This is a genomic window from Novosphingobium kaempferiae, from assembly GCF_021227995.1.
Classification (GTDB): domain Bacteria; phylum Pseudomonadota; class Alphaproteobacteria; order Sphingomonadales; family Sphingomonadaceae; genus Novosphingobium; species Novosphingobium kaempferiae.
Map to the genome: position 1 here is coordinate 4,625,374 of NZ_CP089301.1, position 15,619 is coordinate 4,640,992.

Sequence of the window (15,619 nt, forward strand, 5' to 3'; positions counted from 1 at the left end):
GGGACACATCCATGATCGAAACCGACCGTCGCGGCATCATCGGCCTTGCCGCCGCGCTTCCCTTCGCCTCGCCGCTGCTGGCGAGCGCCGTCCATGCCGCCGATGTCGCCACTTCCGGCCCCGGCGCCTCGGGCGCCGCGCTCTGGGATCTCACCGAGCTTTACCCCAGTCTCGATGCCTGGGACGTCGCGCGCAAGGACGTGGTCGCCGCGCTGCCGCGTCTCGCCGCGGGCAAGGACACCTTCGGCCAGAGCGCCGAGGCCATGCTCGCCGCACTGGAGGACATCTCCGCCGTCTCGATGAAGCTGGCGCGCGTCTACCTCTATGCCTCGCTTCGCGCCGACGAGGACGTGCGCGTTTCCGCCAACCAGGAGCGCGATGCGCAAGTGACGGACCTGTTCTCCTCCTTCGGCGAGGCGACGGCGTGGACCGCGCCCGAGACGCTGAAGCTCGGCGCGGAGAAGGTCGAGGGCTTCATCGCGGCGAACAAGGCCCTGTCCGCCCGTTTCGCCTATCCGCTGCGCAAGACGCTGCGCGAGGCGGCGCACACGCTCGATGCCAAGGGCGAGCAGCTGCTTGCGGCAGCGTCCTCTCCGCTGTCGGGGCCGGGGGCGATCCGCCAGCAGCTGTTCAGCTCGGACATCCCGTGGCCCGAGGTCACGCTGTCGGACGGCAGCAAGCGCACGCTCGACGCGCAGGGCTATTCGCTGGCGCGCGACGCGGCGAACCGGGATGATCGCAAGGCGGTGTTCGATGGCTTCTTCGGCCAGATGGGCAAGTTCGAAAGCTCGCTCGGCGCGGCGATGTCGGCCAAGCTCAAGGGCGACGTGTTCGAGGCGCGGGCGCGCAGCTACAAGAGCTGCCTGTCGATGGCGCTCTCGCCCAATGCCGTGCCCGAGGGCGTCTATCGCACGCTGCTGGCCGAAGTGAACGCGGGCCTGCCACAGCTTCACCGCTCGTTCCAGCTGCGGCGCAAGATCCTCAAGCTGCCGGACATCCACTATTACGACATCTACCCGCCGCTGGTCAGCCTGGAGCGCAAGTTCACGCTGACCGACATGCGCAACGTGACGCTCAAGGCGCTGGAGCCGCTCGGCCCCGACTACGTGAAGCGGCTCGGCATGGCGACGGCGGCGAAGTGGATGGACCCCTGGCCGCGTCCGGGCAAGCGCCCCGGCGCCTACATGAACGGCGCCGCCTACGAGGTGCATCCGTACCTGCTGCTGAACCTCGGCGAGAACTACGAGGGGCTGTCCACTTATGCGCACGAGTGGGGCCACGCCATGCACTCGCTGCTGGCCAATTCCTCGCAGCCCTACGAACTGGCCGATTACCCGATCTTCACCGCAGAGATCGCCTCCACCTGCAACGAGGTGCTGCTGACCGAGTACATGCTCAGGCAGGCGAAGACCAAGGAAGAGAAGATCTACTACCTCGGCATGCGGTTGGAGAACATGCGCGGCACGTTCTTCCGGCAGGCCATGTTCGCTGAGTTCGAGCTGAAGATGCACGAGATGGCGGAGGCCGGGGAGGGCCTGTCGGGCGAAAGCCTGACGCGCGTCTACGGCGAGCTGCTCAAGCGCTACCACGGGCCGAACTTCGTGATCGACGTGCCCTATGCGATCGAGTGGGCCTATATCCCGCACTTCTACAGCACGTTCTACGTCTACCAGTACGCCACCTCGATCTCGGCGGGGACGTGGTTCGCGCACTCGATCCTGAACGGCGGCAAGGCGGAGCGGGAACGCTATCTGGATGTGCTGCGCGCGGGCGGTTCGGCCGATCCGGTGGACATCCTGAAGAAGGCGGGCCTCGATATGACCGCGCCCGATCCGTATCGCCAGCTGGTGGCGGACTTCAAGGCGACCATCGACGAGATCGAGACGCTGATGGGGTGAGCAGGTTCCTCCCCGAGCTTGTCTCGGGGAGGTGGCAGCCCGTCAGGGCTGACGGAGGGGGAGTTGCGCGCCTTCTCCCCCTCCACCACCGCTTCGCGGCCCTGCAATTCAGATACAAGGGGGACCGCCCGCCCAAAATACAGGTGGCGGGTGGTGGAGGGGGAAGGGCGTCAGTACGCCAGCGAAACCTCCACCTCGTCCCCTTCGGCAAGGTCTTCCGCGCGCCGCACCGAGGCCTTGACCGGCAGCAGCCAGCCGCCGTCCGAACTGCTCGGAAACACCGAGGTCGCAAAGCCGGTATCGCCGATCCGCGCCTTGACCTTGAGCGAGCCGAACCCGCGCGAAGTGCCCTCCAGGCGGCGCATCACGGCGGTGCCGGACAGCGCTTCGCCCGCCGGGCCGTCGATCGTCAGGAAGTGCCAGGTGCCGTTGTTGGCGCCGCCCGTCCAGCGCCAGAGGCGACCGGTATGCGTGAGATGTTCTGCAAAGGTTTCTGCGCTCACTTCTTCGCGACCCGGATCGGCACCGACGCGTTGCAGATGTCCACGCCGCCCGCCGGCTGGATGTAGAAGTCGTCCTTCCGGTTCGCGCGCTTGTCGAGGTAGGCGGCGAAGCTGGTGCTTTCGGTGGAGAGGTATTCGTAGGCAGGCAGGCCGGGCACTTCGTTGCCCATGCGCACCGAAACGATCGGCGTGCGCTCCTGCGGCGTCTCGTAGAAGCCCAGCGGCCCCGTCCCGCGCGGGAGCGAGGAGAGCAGCTCCATCCCGGAGATGATCCGCCCGACCACCGCGATGTTGCGGTCGAGCTGGCGCGGCGCCTGCCCGATCACGGTATAGAGTTCCGCCCCGGTGCCGGTATCGGGCGACAGGTTGCGGCCGACGCCGACCATGCCGTAGCAGTGCGTCGGCCACGCTGCCTTTTCGTCTCCCGCCACGGGCCACCCCGCCTCGAAGCCTGTCCGCCCGGCATAGGCATCGCTTCCGCCATTGGCTTTCAGTGCCGCCTTCGCCGTGATGTATTCGCTCTCGGGCACCTTGGTGAGCCCCCCCGGCAGCGGCTTCGCCTTGCCCGGCGTCTCGCCGTCGGGATCGCCCCATTGCACGACGTAGTTGTCCTGAACCCGCACCACCGCGATCCCGTCGAACCAGCGCGCGGCGACGAGCTTGCGGATGTTCTGCGTCCACCCTTGCGAGAACGGCGCGGGAATCAGCTGGATCACCACCCGGCGCGGCTTGCCCTTCACATCCGGGGCAAGGTCCATGACCATGAGGTCGGCAGGCGCGATCGCCTTCCAGTCCGTCGCCGGGGCAGCCTCGACGATGTCGTTGGGGGTGGCGAGCCTGTTCTCGGCAGCCAGCGAGGGAATGGCGAGGATGGAAAGGGCGAGGCCCGACAAGAATTTGCGCATGAAGCGTTCATGCCATCACTAGACCGCTTGCGAAACCCCGCGCCCCACGCTAGTGGCCGCCTCCTTACCAGTGCATGCGGAGCGGTGGCCGAGTGGTCGAAGGCGCTCGCCTGGAAAGTGAGTATACGTCAAAAGCGTATCGAGGGTTCGAATCCCTCCCGCTCCGCCATTTACCCCGACAGCATCGGCTCCATCACTCCTCGTCCGAGGCGGCGATGCGGCGGACGGTTACTTCGTTGCTGCCGTTCCTGCGCAGGAAGGTGTAGCGCTCTCCGGCCTTGAGGCGGAAGGTGCGCTGTTCGACGGGCGGGGTGCAGGCGAGGTAGGTCTGGCGGCCTTCCTCGGTCGTGAAACGGTGGATTTCCTTGCCGGGATCGACGGTCTTCCACTCGGACCAGCCTTCCACCGTGTCGCCGGTGGTGCAGCGCAGGCGCAGGTTGGTGTTGTTCTTGACGAAGAAGGCCTCGCCGCTCGTCGCCTGGGGCCATGCGGGCAGGGGCGCGCAGAGCAGGCCGAGGATGAGGGGCAGCAGCGTGGCGCGTTCAGTCCTTCGCATTGTCGTCTCCCTTTTCCGTGCGGCCGAGCAGGTAGCCCGCGATCGTGCCGAAGAAGCCGACCAAGGGCGCGATCTGCCTGGTGGTGTAGGAACTCGAGAGGACCAGCAGCGTCCCGAAGACGAGGATCAGGACGACGTAGATCCGCATCAGGAACGGCGTCGCCTTGCCGGTCTTCACCAGCATGAAGAACAGCAACAGCGCCAGCAGGCCGAAGATGAATATGATGACGGTAAGCTGGATCTCGCCCGCCGAGAAGAAGCCGCCGACATCGGCCTGATCGGCGGCATCGGCCGGAGCGATCGGCTCCGGGTCGACGACGGCATCGGTACTTGGCGGGATCATCGGCGCTCTCCCCTTCGGGGCCGATTATGCCGCTATCGCCAAATGGAGTCGAGCAGGACCGCCGCCTGCCCGACACGATGACTTGATCGATACTTCAAGCCGCTCAGCCGAGGCGCACCCGGTCTCCGTCGCGGCGGAAGGCGTCCTTGCGGATGACGCTGGTGGTGTAGTCGCGCGAGAGGACGGTGCTGACGGCGACGAAGCTCGCGGTGCCGGTCCGGCGGCCGAATTCCACGCGGACGTAGCCCTGGTGCATGTTGTCGGTCCAGACGACTTCGGGGATGTGCTCGGCATAGGCCACGTCCAGTCTGCGCGACATGTCGGCGTCGAAGCCGCTGGAGATGAAGTCGCCGGGCGAGGAGATGCCCGCGGTGCCGAACTCGATGCCCGCCGGGCGCCCTTGCGCGTCGGCGAGGTCGTTGGTCCAGAAGCTGTGGCTGTCGCCCGAGAGGAAGACGAGATCGCCTGCGCCCGCGTTGCGCGACAGGTCGTAGAACCGCTCGCGCGCCCAGGGGTAGCCACCCCATGCGTCGGTGTAGTCGGGCAGGCCCCAGCGGCCGCGCCAGGCGAAGGAGACGCCGGGATCGGCGGCGAGCTTGCCCAGTTCCTCGGCGCTCTTCGCGGCGGCGAGGCGGGGCATCGGGTCGGGCAGGATGCCGAGCTTCACGAAGTCGGGCACGATCAGGCGGCCGATCACCATCGGACAGCCGATGACGCGCCACGGCTGGCCCTGCTTGACCGACTTCGCCAGCGCGGCGGAGAGGTCCGCTTCCAGTTCGGGCGCGATCAGCGGGCGGTTCGGCGCGCCGAGCACGTCGCGCTTGAACTTCTCGGCCGAGGCGTCGTCGACGATCTCGCGCGCATGGTCGGTATATTCCACCTGCTGCGCGCGGGCGGTGTGGCGTGTCTCCAACGTGTGGACCAGGGCGAGGTCGCCGAAGCTGTAGCCGCGCCAGAACTGCGCGCGGCTGCGGCCCTTGACCTCCAGCCATTCCGGCTCGCGCACCGGCATCCATTCGTAATAGGCCCGGATCGAGGCGGCGCGGCGCGTCGCCCAGTCGCCTTCGGTGTCGGGCTGGTGATTCTGCGCGCCGCCCGTCCACGGGTTGTTGGCGCTTTCGTGGTCGTCCCAGCAGGCGAGCAGGGTGTGCTGCGCGTGCATCGCCAGCGATCCGGCGTCGGTCTTGTACTGGGCGTGGCGGATGCGATAGTCGCTGAGCGTCACGATCTCGTGCGCGGGGGCGTGCTCGCGGCCGATCCGGCGGGCGACGTCCTTGCCCCAGTCGGTCTCGCCGCCGTACTCGTAGATGTAGTCGCCGGTGTGGAGCACGAAGTCGATCGCGGGATCCTTCGCGATCGCGTCATAGGCGTTGAAGAAGCCGAACGGGAAGTTCGAACAGGAGGCGAGCGCGATGCCCAGCGTCTCCAGGTGCCCGGTCGGCAGGGTGCGCGCGCGACCGATGGGAGAGCGAGCTTTCCCCATGCGGAAGCGGTAGAAGAAGGTGCCGCCCGCAGGCAGCCCGGTGGCGAGCGCCTTGACGGTGAAGTCGCGCGCAGCGTCTGTGCGGACCGAACCGGACTTGAGGATCTTCGCGAAGGCCGGGCTGTCCGACAGTTCCCACGCGACGTCGACGGACGCGGCAGCGGTCACGCGGGTCCACAGCACCACGCTCGACGCATCGGGATCACCCGAGGCCACGCCATGACGGAATACCGGGTTCACGGCGGCTGCCGCGAGGGCGGACAGCGGAAGCGCCATGAGCGCCGCGCCCCCGGCGATACCGGCGAGCAGGGCGCGGCGGGAAACCTGGCCGGAACGTGCGGCGGTGCGGGGCGTGGTCATGGCGGGCAGTCCTGTGGTTGCGGGGTGGTTGGATAGGGGCGAAGCACCTCTTTTCGTCATCGCGAGGCTGTGGATTGCTTCGCTGCGCTCGCAATGACGAAGGGCAGGGGCGACGGGACAGAGACTACTGCTCCCTGTTTCGTCATTGCGAGGAGGCGAAGCCGACGAAGCAATCCAAAGCGGGTTTCGCTCCGCTGGCCTGCCTGCCCCGGTGCTGCACCGGGCTCGCAATGACAAAATCAGGGAAGGAACGGGTCGGCGTTCCCCCGAACGCCGACCCGTTCCGCGCGCATCAGAAATCGGCGGTGACGCTGAAGACCATCGTGCGCGGCGTGCCGAGGAAGGCGTAGTTGCCCGAGATACCGCCGAGGAACTTTTCATCGGTCAGGTTGGTGACGTTGAGCGCGAAGGTCAGATCCTTGAGCGTGTCGGTGAGGGCTTCACCGTGCACGGCGACCGACAGGTCGGTCAGGAAGTAGTTCTTCGCGGTCCAGCTGTTGTCGGCATCGACGAAGCGGTTGCCGGTGTACTTGCCGGTCAGGCCCAGGGTGACGGGGCCGTAGTTGTACGTGCCCGACAGCACCCACATGTCCTTGGGGATGCCCGCGACGCGGTTGCCCGCCGTCACGCCCTGCTCGGCGTCGAGCGCGGCGTTGCCGGTGCCGCGGTACTTCGCGTCGATGTGCGTGTACGAACCGTAGAGGCTGAGGCCGGTGACGGGGCGCACGGCGGCGAGAAGCTCGAAGCCTTCGGAGTCGATGCCGCCCGCGTTGAAGAACTGGCCGTCGCCTTCGCTCAGGTAGTCCGGGCCAGCAGAGGAGTTGCTGGGCACGAAGATCACCTGGTTGGAGAACTTGCTCTTGAACCAGGTGGCCGAGGCGTTGAAGATCGGGTTGGTGTAGCGAACGCCTGCTTCCCAGTTCTCGGCGGTTTCGGGCTCGATGCTCTCGAAGGCGTCCTCGCTGTATTCGAGCAGCGTGTCGGACAGCGCCTTGAAGTTCTCCGAATAGCCGCCGAACACGTTCAGGCCGTTCATCGGCTCGACCTGGATACCGCCCGAGAGCAGCACCTTCGACTTCGACTTGACGCTGGAGTCGGAGCTTTCGCCGAACAGGTCGGTGCGGTCGAGGTGGTTGATGAACTGCTTCACGCCGAAGTTCGCGGTGACGGGGCCGACCACGACCTGATCCTCGGCGTACCACTTGAAGGTGCTCTGCGGATACTTGCGGTCGTACTGGGTCCAGTAGGGCATGGCGTCATAGGCCGGGCCGACGCGGGTGTCGCTGACGTGGTGCCAGTCGCGCCATTCGCGGCGGTTGGTGTCCTCGTACCACAGGCCGCCGCGCAGGGTGTTCTCGACCATGCCGAACTGCATCGTCCACGCACCGTCGAGCGTGCCGCCGAGGCGGTCCTTGCGGTAGTGGGTGTGGCGGTAGGACTGCTGCTGGATGGCGCCCGCCGCCGTCGGCGCGACGATCTGGCCGGAGGCGTTGGTGGCGAAGTAGGTCGGCGTGCCCGAACCGGCGGGCAGGGTGGCCCACCATGCGGGGGTGCCCTTGACGGTGCTGGTGCCGTTGATCTCGCTCTGGACGCCCGAGGTGTCCTGCGCGACGTTGACGATGTAGGGCGGCGCCCAGTCACCGCGACCGGCCATGTCGTGGTAATAGACCGATGCCTTGAGATCGAGCGCGTTGGCGATCTTCGTCTCGGCCTTCAGGTAGGCGAAGAAGTTCTTGCGCTTGGTGTTCCAGACCTGGCGGTACTGCTGGTCGGCCACCGGCACGCCGGTCCACACGCCGACGAGGCCGTCGTTGTAGGCGCCGCTGTCGTACTGGGCCTGCGAATAGATCTGGTCGTAGTTGCTTTCGAACGCATCGTCGTAGCTGGCGTAGCCGGTCAGCTTGACGGGGGTGTCGACGATGAACTTCATCGCGAAGTTGTCGCGGCGGTTGTTGGCCGAACCTTCCAGCCAGTCGGTCGCCTGCTGGTGGCCGTAGGAGAACCATGCCTTGGCGACCCCGCCGATCAGGCCGGTGTCGAAGCGGCCGTAGTAGCGGCTGGAGGCATAGTCGCCGACCGAGCCCTGCAGGCGCACGCGCATCTCGTCGATGGGGTCGGCGGTGACGAAGTTGATCGTGCCGCCCAGTGCTTCGTTGGACCGCGAGGCGATGTCGGCGGTGCCCTGGAACACCTCGACGGTGCCGATGTTGGCGGTGTCGATGAAGCGGTTGGCCTTGGAGCCGCCGCCGTAGCCCGAGCCGCCGTTGGGCAGGCCGTCGATGGTCAGGCCGACCTGCTGGGTGTCGAGGTTGGTCTGGTAGCCGCGGATCGAGTAGGTCGTCGACCAGTCGTCGAAGCCGAAGGCGTCGCCCTCGTTCACCTGCACGCCGGGCAGGGTGCCGATGAGGTCGATGGCCGAGGCGATGGGCGACTTGTCGTCGATCAGCGTCTCGTCGAGGGCGGCGTTGTTGTAGGTCGTCTTCTGGCCGGTGACGACGATGGCGTCGGCATCGTCGAACGCAGCGTCGGCTGCGGCATCTGCGGCTGCGGCATCGGCAGCGTCCGCCGCGAAGGCGGGCGTGCTGGCGACGATGGCGGCGAGGCTCGCGCTGAGGACGGCGAGACGGCGAATGGAATTGGCGCGCATGGCTTGGTTGACCCCCTGATGCGTTGCTTTGTGCGGCGCAGCATCTGGGCGCTTAATCTGACGCCGTGCAGACAGTTCAGGGACGATTTGCGGACGGTTCGGTGACGGTGATCTGACGGTTGCGCCGGGGGCGAGCTTAGTGCTTCTCCGGTAAGCGCAAATACCCTGCCGGTGCCGTTCAAGTACCCCTAGGTGCCGTTCAGTGTCGGTTCGATGGCGGTTCGGTGTCCGCCGTTTGACCGCCTCGGCTTCGTCACAAACCCGCAAAGACGGACACATAGAGCCCGGCGGCGAAACTATCCGCCGTTCGCCCGGGACAGATGCAGACACCGTTGCGCATAGCCATTCCGATCCACAGCCTCGGCCCCGGCGGCGTCGAGCGGGTGGCGCTCGGCCTGGCGACGCAATGGCGAGAATGCGGGCATGAGGTGACCATCGTGCTCGGCCGATCGGGCGGATCGAACTTGTGCAGCGCACCACCGCTCGACTACTGGAGCCTGCCCACGCGCCTTGCCACGGCGGGCTGGCAGACGCCGTGGATGGTCCACAGCCTCTACAGTTTCCTCGTCGAAAACCGCATCGACGTGCTGTTCTGCCCCGGCAACACCTATGCCGTCATCGGCGCGGCGATGAAGCTGCTGCTCGGCCCCCACGCCCCGCCGATGATGCTGAAAGTCAGCAATGCGCTGGATCGCCCGGACATGCCCCCGGCCATGCGGCGCGGCTACGGCACCTGGCTGCGCGCGCAGGGCGGCGTGTTCGATTCGATCGTCGCGCTGTCGGAACCGATGCGGCGCGAGGTGCGCGAGCGGATGCTGGCGGAACCCGCGCAGGTCTCGGTGATCGCCAATCCCATCCTCTCGCGCCAGCGCCTGCGCCGCCTCGGCAGCCTTGAGCGGCGCGCGCCCTCGGCCTGGGGGATGCGCTATCTGGCCGCGGGCAGGCTCGCCCCGCAGAAGAACTTCGCGCTGATGCTCCGCGCCTTCGCGCAGGCCGCCCGCGCCGAGGATCGTCTGACCATCGCCGGCGACGGCCCGGAACGCGGCCAGCTCGAAGCGCTGGCCGCCTCGCTCGGCCTCGCCGACAGGATCGATTTCCTTGGCCATGTCGCCGCCATCGACCCGCTGCTGGAGCATGCCGACGCGCTGCTGCTGAGCTCCGACTACGAAGGCCTTCCCGGCGTCGTGGTCGAGGCGCTGGCGGGCGGGGTGCCGATCCTCGCGACCGACTGCTGCGTCAGCATGGCCAACCTGATCGACCACGAACGCACCGGGCTGATCGTCCCGCCGCGCTCGCTGGAGGATTTCGCCCGCGGGATCGTGCGCCTGCGCGACATGCGCGGCGATCCCGAACGCGCCCGCTCGGTCGCCGCCCGCTACGAGCTGGAAGGCGCGGCCCGCCGGTACATCGACCTCATGCGTGAAGTGACCCTGCGGCGCCAGCGCGACCGCAGCCGGGAACTCGCCGCCAGTACCCTCGCACCCTGTCGGTCCCTGCGGCGCTCCCAGTAGCACGCCCTTACATGGAGATGCCCTTGTCCCAATCCGCCGCCGTGGACCCCGCCAGCCTGCCGGCCATCGAGCTCAATCCCATCGAGTTCGTGGCGCAGGACCGTGCGCCGCGACGGGGACGCAACGCGATATTCTCCATCGTGCTGTCGCTCGCGGTGATCGCGGCGGTGGTGCTGGAGACGCGCAGCCTCGACTTGTGGCGCATGGCCGAGATGATCCCGACCTCGCCGGGGTTCTGGCTGATCTTCGCCGCTTCCTACCTCGCCGCTCCGGCGGGCGACTGGCTGATCTTCCGGCAGCTCTGGCGCATTCCGGGCAGTGGAATCCTGCCGCTGCTGCGCAAGAAGATCTACAACGAGCTGCTGCTGGGCTATCTCGGCGAAGCCTATTTCTACACCTGGGCGCGCCGCCGCGTGACGCTGACCGCGACGCCGTTCGGCGCGGTCAAGGACGTGGCGATCCTGTCGGCGGTCACCGGCAACCTGGTGACGCTGGGGCTGCTGGTCGTGGCGGTGCCGTTCCTTGGCTTCGACAAGCTGGGCATCGACGGGCGCGTGCTCACCGGCTCGCTGGCGGTGATTCTGACGATCTCGCTCGGCGCCATGGCCTTCCGCCGCCGCGTGTTCACGCTCCCGCGCGAGGAACTGTGGATGATCGCCGGCATCCATTTCGCGCGCATCGTGGCCTCCACCGTGCTGCTCGCGATGCTCTGGCACCTCGTCCTGCCCGAAGTCGCGCTGAGCTGGTGGCTCTATCTCTCGACCCTGCGCCTGCTGGTTTCGCGCCTGCCGTTGGTGCCCAACAAGGATCTGCTTTTCGCGGGCATCACCGTGGTGGTGCTGGGCGAGGAGCGGGACATCGGCGCGCTCATGGCGCTGATGGCGGGGCTGATCCTGGCCACGCACCTCGTGCTCGGCGCGCTCATCGCCCTCAACGATCTGGCCAACCCGGAGCGACGTTCATGATCGGATCCCTGCTCACGCTGGCGGCGGGCGCCGCGCTGATCCCGTCCACCCCCGATCTCGGCAAGGCCGAGGCGCGATGCAGACCGGGCGACGACGCCTCGTTCGAAGTGCAGGTGAAGGGCCTGAAGGACCGCACCGGCAACCTCAAGCTGGAGGTCTATCCGGCCAACGACACCGACTTCCTGGCCGACGACAACAAGCTGATCAGCGCGGGCAAGACCTTCCGCCGCGTCGAGGTTCCGGTGCCCGCCAGCGGCCCGGTGCGGCTCTGCGTGCGCGTACCCGGTCCCGGTCGCTATGCCGTCAGCCTGCTTCACGATCGCGACGAGAACCGCAAGTTCGGCTGGAGGATCGACGGCATCGGCTTCGCGGGCAACCCGAAGCTCGGCTGGAGCAAGCCGCATGCGAACAAGGCCAGCGCCATGGTGGAGGGCGTGCGCACCCCGATCACCATCGTCCTGAACTACCGCCGGGGCTTCGGCGTCGCCCCGCTCGCATCGAACTGAGGGAGAAGGGCATGAGGATCGTCGACGTCTGCGCCTTCTACTCGCCCTACGGCGGCGGCGTGCGCACCTATGTGGAGCAGAAGCTGCGGGTAGGCCCGGAACTGGGGCACGAGATCGTCATCCTCGCCCCAGGCGACGAGGACGCGGTGATCGAGCGAGGGCCGAACGCGCGCATCATCACGCTGAAGAACCCGCGCCTGCCGGTGGACCGCAAGTACTGGTACTTCGCTTCGGCCCCCCAGCTTCACGACGCGCTGGACGAGCTTCAGCCCGATTTCGTCGAAGCGGCATCGCCGTGGCGCAGCGCCTCGCTGGTCGCGGAATGGGCGGGACCGGCGCCGCGCAGCCTCATCATGCACGCCGACCCGATGTCGGCCTATGCCTACCGCTGGCTGGGGCAGGTCTTCGCGCGGGACACCATCGACCGGCAGTTCTCGATGTTCTGGGAGCATCTGCGCCGCCACAGCCGCCGCTTCGACCATGTCGTCTGCGCCAATTCCAGCCTGACGCGGCGACTGGCCGAAAGCGGGGTTTCGGCGACGGTGACGGTGCCGATGGGGGTCGAGCCGGGGCGTTATTCTCCGCAGAACCGTAACGCCGCCCTTCGCGCGCGGCTGCTCGCGGCCTGCGACCTGCCGGAAAGCGCCAGCCTGCTACTGGGCATCGGTCGGCTTGCCGGAGAGAAGCGCTGGCCGATGGTGATCGACGCGGTCTCCGCCGCGTCGCGCGAGATGCCGATCGGGCTGGTGCTGTTCGGCGAGGGGCGTGAACAGCGCGCGATCCTCAAGCACATCGGGGAGAACCCGCATGTCCGCCTGTTCGAGCCCGAGCGCGATCCGACGATCTTCCCCCGCATCATCGCCAGCGCCGACGCGCTTGTCCACGGCAGCGAGGCGGAGACGTTCTGCATGGTCGCCGCCGAGGCGAGGGCGAGCGGCATTCCGATCATCGTGCCCGACGAGGGCGGCGCGGTCGACCACGCCGCGCGCGGCGGCGGAGTGACGTATGCGGCCCGTGATGCGGCAGCGGCGGCGCGAGCCATCGTCGCGGTGCTCGAGGATCGCTCGCATTGTCCGCAACTGGCGCGGACCAGCACGGATCATTTCGTGGATCTGTTTGCGATGTATGAGACGACCGCCAACGGCGTGCTGCGCGCGGCTTGATCGATACAATCTGACGCTACTTACTCGTCATTGCGAGCGTAGCGAAGCAATCCATAGTCGTGGGTCGACCATGGATTGCTTCGCTACGCTCGCAATGACGAATGGTGGTTCAAATTGATGGTACTGATCTCTCCCCCCGCTCACGCTGAGCTTGTCGAAGCGCGTGAGGCGTGGCGCCCGGTCGCCGGGGGCTTCGACAGGCTCAGCCTGAGCGGAGTTGAGAGGCCTTTGGGGGATTAGAGCTTACTTCTCGTCCCCGCACTGCGTCATCGGGATCGATACATAATCCAGCTTCACGTCGGACACGCTGATGTCCGCCGCGCCGGTGGAGCGCAGGACCAGCGGTGACGTCACCGTGGCCATGTCCGCGCCGCGCGCCGCGAAGCACTTGAGCGGGATGGCGAGGCGGCCCCACTGGCCCGCGCCAGTGGCGGCGAGGGTGGCCGAGATCGGCACTTCCACTGTCTTGCCGCCGCTCGCGAAGCCCGCCGAGAGCGCGCCCGCGGGTTTGCCTTCCAGACGGTATTCGAAGACCAGGCTGATCTCGCCGTTGCTCTCACGCGCGATGTCGAAGGGGCGCGGGGCGGTGAAGGATACGGCGCCGGGGCCGCTCCAGGTCAGGCGCTTGGCGTCTTCCTGCGCACGGTGGTCGACGCCCGACTGGCGCACGCCGTCGCCCGCGACTTCCCAGCCCGGAGGCACCTGTCCGCGCTCGAAGAAGGTGGTCGGCGCGGCCTGTTCGAGCCCGGCAGGGCGTGTCTCGTCCAGCTTGCCGACCTTGCCGGGCTTCGCATAGCTGAGGCCGTAGCCGAAGGCGAACAGCGGGTCGTAGTTCGCATCGCGACGGTTCAGCACGTACTGGTCGGGGCGCTTGGGCCATGAGAAGGTCAGCTTGCCGCGGAAGTCGTGCTGCGGCTTGCCATCCTTGCCCGCGAACAGCACGTCCGAGACGCCGCCGCCCTCGCTGCCCGGCAGGAACGCGGCGACGAAAGCGTCAGACGCGTTCAGTTCCGCGTTCACCCAGAGCGGACGACCGGAGAGGAACACCGCCACGACAGGGATACCCGCTGCCTTGAGGCGGCGCAGCATCTCGACGTCCTTCTTGTCGTTCGGGCTGTATTCGAGGTTGGGGATGTCGCCCTTGAACTCGGCATAGGGCTTCTCGCCGAAGACAACGATGGCGGCGTCGGGCTTCTTCGCGAAGATGCCGTCGGGCGCATAAGTCGCGGTGCCGCCGCCTGCCTTCACGGTCTCCTCGATGCCCTTCCAGATCGACTGGGCGTTGGGGAAGGCGGAGTTCGGCAGGTCGATGCCCTGCCAGGTGATAGACCAGCCACCGGACTGCTGGCTGATGCTGTCCGCTGCCTCGCCCGCGACGAGGATGTTGGCGCTGGGCTTGAGCGGTAGCACGCCCTCGTTCTTGAGCAGCACCAGCGATTCCTGCACGGCGCGGCGGGCGATGGCGCGGTGCTCGGCGGAGCCGATGCTGTCGAACTTCCCCGCGAAGGCGCGGGTCGAGGGGCGTCCACGGTCGAAAGTACCCGCGCGCAGTTTCACGCGCAGGATGCGGCGCACCGCGTCGTCGAGGCGGGCGGCGGGGATGGTGCCGTCCTTCGCTTCGCGCAGGGTGTTGGCGTAGAGCGTCTTCCAGGCCGGGCCGGAGTACATGAACATGTCGAGCCCGGCGTTGATCGCCGCCGCGCAGTCCTCGTTCGAGCAGCCCTTGACCTGTCCGTGGCTGTTCCAGTCGCCCACGACGAAGCCGTCGAAGCCCATGCGATCCTTGAGCACGCCGGTCAGGAGCGACTTGTTGCCGCTCATCTTCTCGCCGTTCCAGCTGGAGAAGCTGGCCATGACCGACTGCGTGCCCGCCTCGATCGCGGCGGGATAGCCGCCAAGGTGGACGTCGCGCAACACTTCCTCGGAGACGCGCGTGTCGCCCTGGTCGCGCCCGCCGGTGCCGCCGTCGCCGAGGAAATGCTTGGTCGTGGCGATCAGGTGGTCGGGCGAGAGGAATCCCTTGGTGCCGACCTTGCCCTGCACGCCCTCGATCATCGCACCGGCATAGTCGGCGGCGACTTCGGGTTCCTCCGAATAGCTTTCGTAAGTGCGACCCCAGCGATCGTCCTGCACCACGGCGAGGGTCGGGGCGAAGGTCCAGTCGAGGCCCGCCGCCGCCGTTTCCAGCGCGGTGACGCGGCCGATCTCGCGGATCAGGTCGCGGTCGCGCGCGGCGCCGAGGCCGATGTTGTGCGGGAAGAGGGTGGCGCCAACGATGTTGTTGTTGCCGTGGACCGAATCCGTGCCCCAGATGATCGGGATCTTCGGACCTTTTGCAGCCATCGACGCATCGTAGAACTCGTCCGCAAGGCGCAGCCACTTGGCAGGCGATGCGTACTCGTCGTCGTAGGGGCCGGAATTGCCGCCGTTCAGCACCGAACCGATGCGCGTCGTGCGCACTTCCTCGGGCTTGATCGAGCCGATATCGACCTGGATCAGCTGGCCGACCTTGTCCTCGACCGACATCGCCTTGAGCAGCGCGTCGATGCGCTTCTCTACGGCGGGATCGCGGCCGGGCTGCGCCTTGACGGCGGGCCAGATGTCGGGGCGGGCGGTGGACGACGTGTTCTGGGCTGCGAGCGGCGCGGCGAGGAGGCCGATGCACAGGGCCGAAAGCGAGATGCGGGAAAAGGCGGTCATGCGGCGTCCTTGGCTTGCGATTGCGACCGGAGGATGGCGGGTCGAAGGGAGCGGGCGGCGGCCGGTCTCTTGATCGTGC

General features: G+C 67.5%; 12 protein-coding genes and 1 tRNA gene. 6 read left to right on the top strand and 7 right to left on the bottom strand.

What is annotated here, in order from left to right:
* Positions 1-11: 11 nt before the first annotated feature.
* Positions 12-1,898 (top strand): oligoendopeptidase F, encoded by a 1,887-nt coding sequence (gene pepF, locus LO787_RS20955; RefSeq protein ID WP_232492916.1) that lies wholly within the window; start codon positions 12-14, stop codon positions 1,896-1,898.
* 170 nt (positions 1,899-2,068) lie between these two features.
* Here pepF and LO787_RS20960 read toward each other — a convergent pair whose 3' ends face one another.
* Complete coding sequence (locus LO787_RS20960; protein ID WP_232492917.1) at positions 2,069-2,401, bottom strand: DUF1905 domain-containing protein; 333 nt, start codon at positions 2,399-2,401, stop codon at positions 2,069-2,071.
* The gene (locus LO787_RS20965) at positions 2,398-3,306 is read right to left on the bottom strand and encodes a peptidylprolyl isomerase (RefSeq protein WP_232492918.1); all 909 of its coding nucleotides are present in this window, start codon (positions 3,304-3,306) and stop codon (positions 2,398-2,400) included. The genes LO787_RS20960 and LO787_RS20965 overlap by 4 nt, the downstream gene beginning before the upstream one ends.
* A 78-nt stretch (positions 3,307-3,384) precedes the next feature.
* On the opposite strand from LO787_RS20965, the gene LO787_RS20970 reads away from it, so the two are divergent.
* Positions 3,385-3,475: transfer RNA gene (locus LO787_RS20970), tRNA-Ser, on the top strand.
* 24 nt (positions 3,476-3,499) lie between these two features.
* Here the strand turns inward: LO787_RS20970 and LO787_RS20975 are convergent.
* The 4 genes from LO787_RS20975 to LO787_RS20990 form a co-directional block, all read right to left on the bottom strand.
* On the bottom strand, positions 3,500-3,862 hold the full coding sequence (locus LO787_RS20975) for a hypothetical protein (RefSeq protein ID WP_232492919.1): 363 nt from the start codon (positions 3,860-3,862) through the stop codon (positions 3,500-3,502).
* A complete protein-coding gene (locus LO787_RS20980) occupies positions 3,849-4,205 on the bottom strand; it encodes a hypothetical protein (protein WP_232492920.1) in 357 nt (118 codons plus the stop codon). Before LO787_RS20980 ends, LO787_RS20975 begins: the two co-directional genes overlap by 14 nt.
* Before the next feature lie 103 nt (positions 4,206-4,308).
* Complete coding sequence (locus tag LO787_RS20985; protein WP_232492921.1) at positions 4,309-6,048, bottom strand: alkaline phosphatase D family protein; 1,740 nt, start codon at positions 6,046-6,048, stop codon at positions 4,309-4,311.
* Between the two features lie 292 nt (positions 6,049-6,340).
* Positions 6,341-8,695 carry a TonB-dependent receptor gene (locus LO787_RS20990; protein WP_232492922.1) on the bottom strand — a complete coding sequence of 785 codons (2,355 nt, stop codon included), beginning with the start codon at positions 8,693-8,695 and terminating at the stop codon, positions 6,341-6,343.
* A gap of 332 nt (positions 8,696-9,027) precedes the next feature.
* On the opposite strand from LO787_RS20990, the gene LO787_RS20995 reads away from it, so the two are divergent.
* From LO787_RS20995 to LO787_RS21010, 4 genes are read left to right on the top strand one after another with little or no spacing between them, the layout of a single operon-like run.
* Positions 9,028-10,206, top strand: coding sequence for a glycosyltransferase (locus LO787_RS20995; RefSeq protein ID WP_232492923.1), 1,179 nt, complete (start codon positions 9,028-9,030; stop codon positions 10,204-10,206).
* Positions 10,207-10,223: 17 nt separating this feature from the next.
* Entirely contained in the window at positions 10,224-11,171 is a 948-nt protein-coding gene (locus LO787_RS21000; protein WP_232492924.1) for a hypothetical protein, read from the top strand.
* A complete protein-coding gene (locus LO787_RS21005; protein WP_232492925.1) occupies positions 11,168-11,677 on the top strand; it encodes a DUF2141 domain-containing protein in 510 nt (169 codons plus the stop codon). The genes LO787_RS21000 and LO787_RS21005 overlap by 4 nt, the downstream gene beginning before the upstream one ends.
* An 11-nt stretch (positions 11,678-11,688) precedes the next feature.
* Positions 11,689-12,840, top strand: coding sequence for a glycosyltransferase (locus LO787_RS21010; protein WP_232492926.1), 1,152 nt, complete (start codon positions 11,689-11,691; stop codon positions 12,838-12,840).
* A gap of 243 nt (positions 12,841-13,083) precedes the next feature.
* Here the strand turns inward: LO787_RS21010 and LO787_RS21015 are convergent, their stop codons facing one another.
* The gene (locus LO787_RS21015) at positions 13,084-15,540 is read right to left on the bottom strand and encodes a glycoside hydrolase family 3 protein (protein ID WP_232492927.1); all 2,457 of its coding nucleotides are present in this window, start codon (positions 15,538-15,540) and stop codon (positions 13,084-13,086) included.
* Positions 15,541-15,619: the final 79 nt, after the last annotated feature.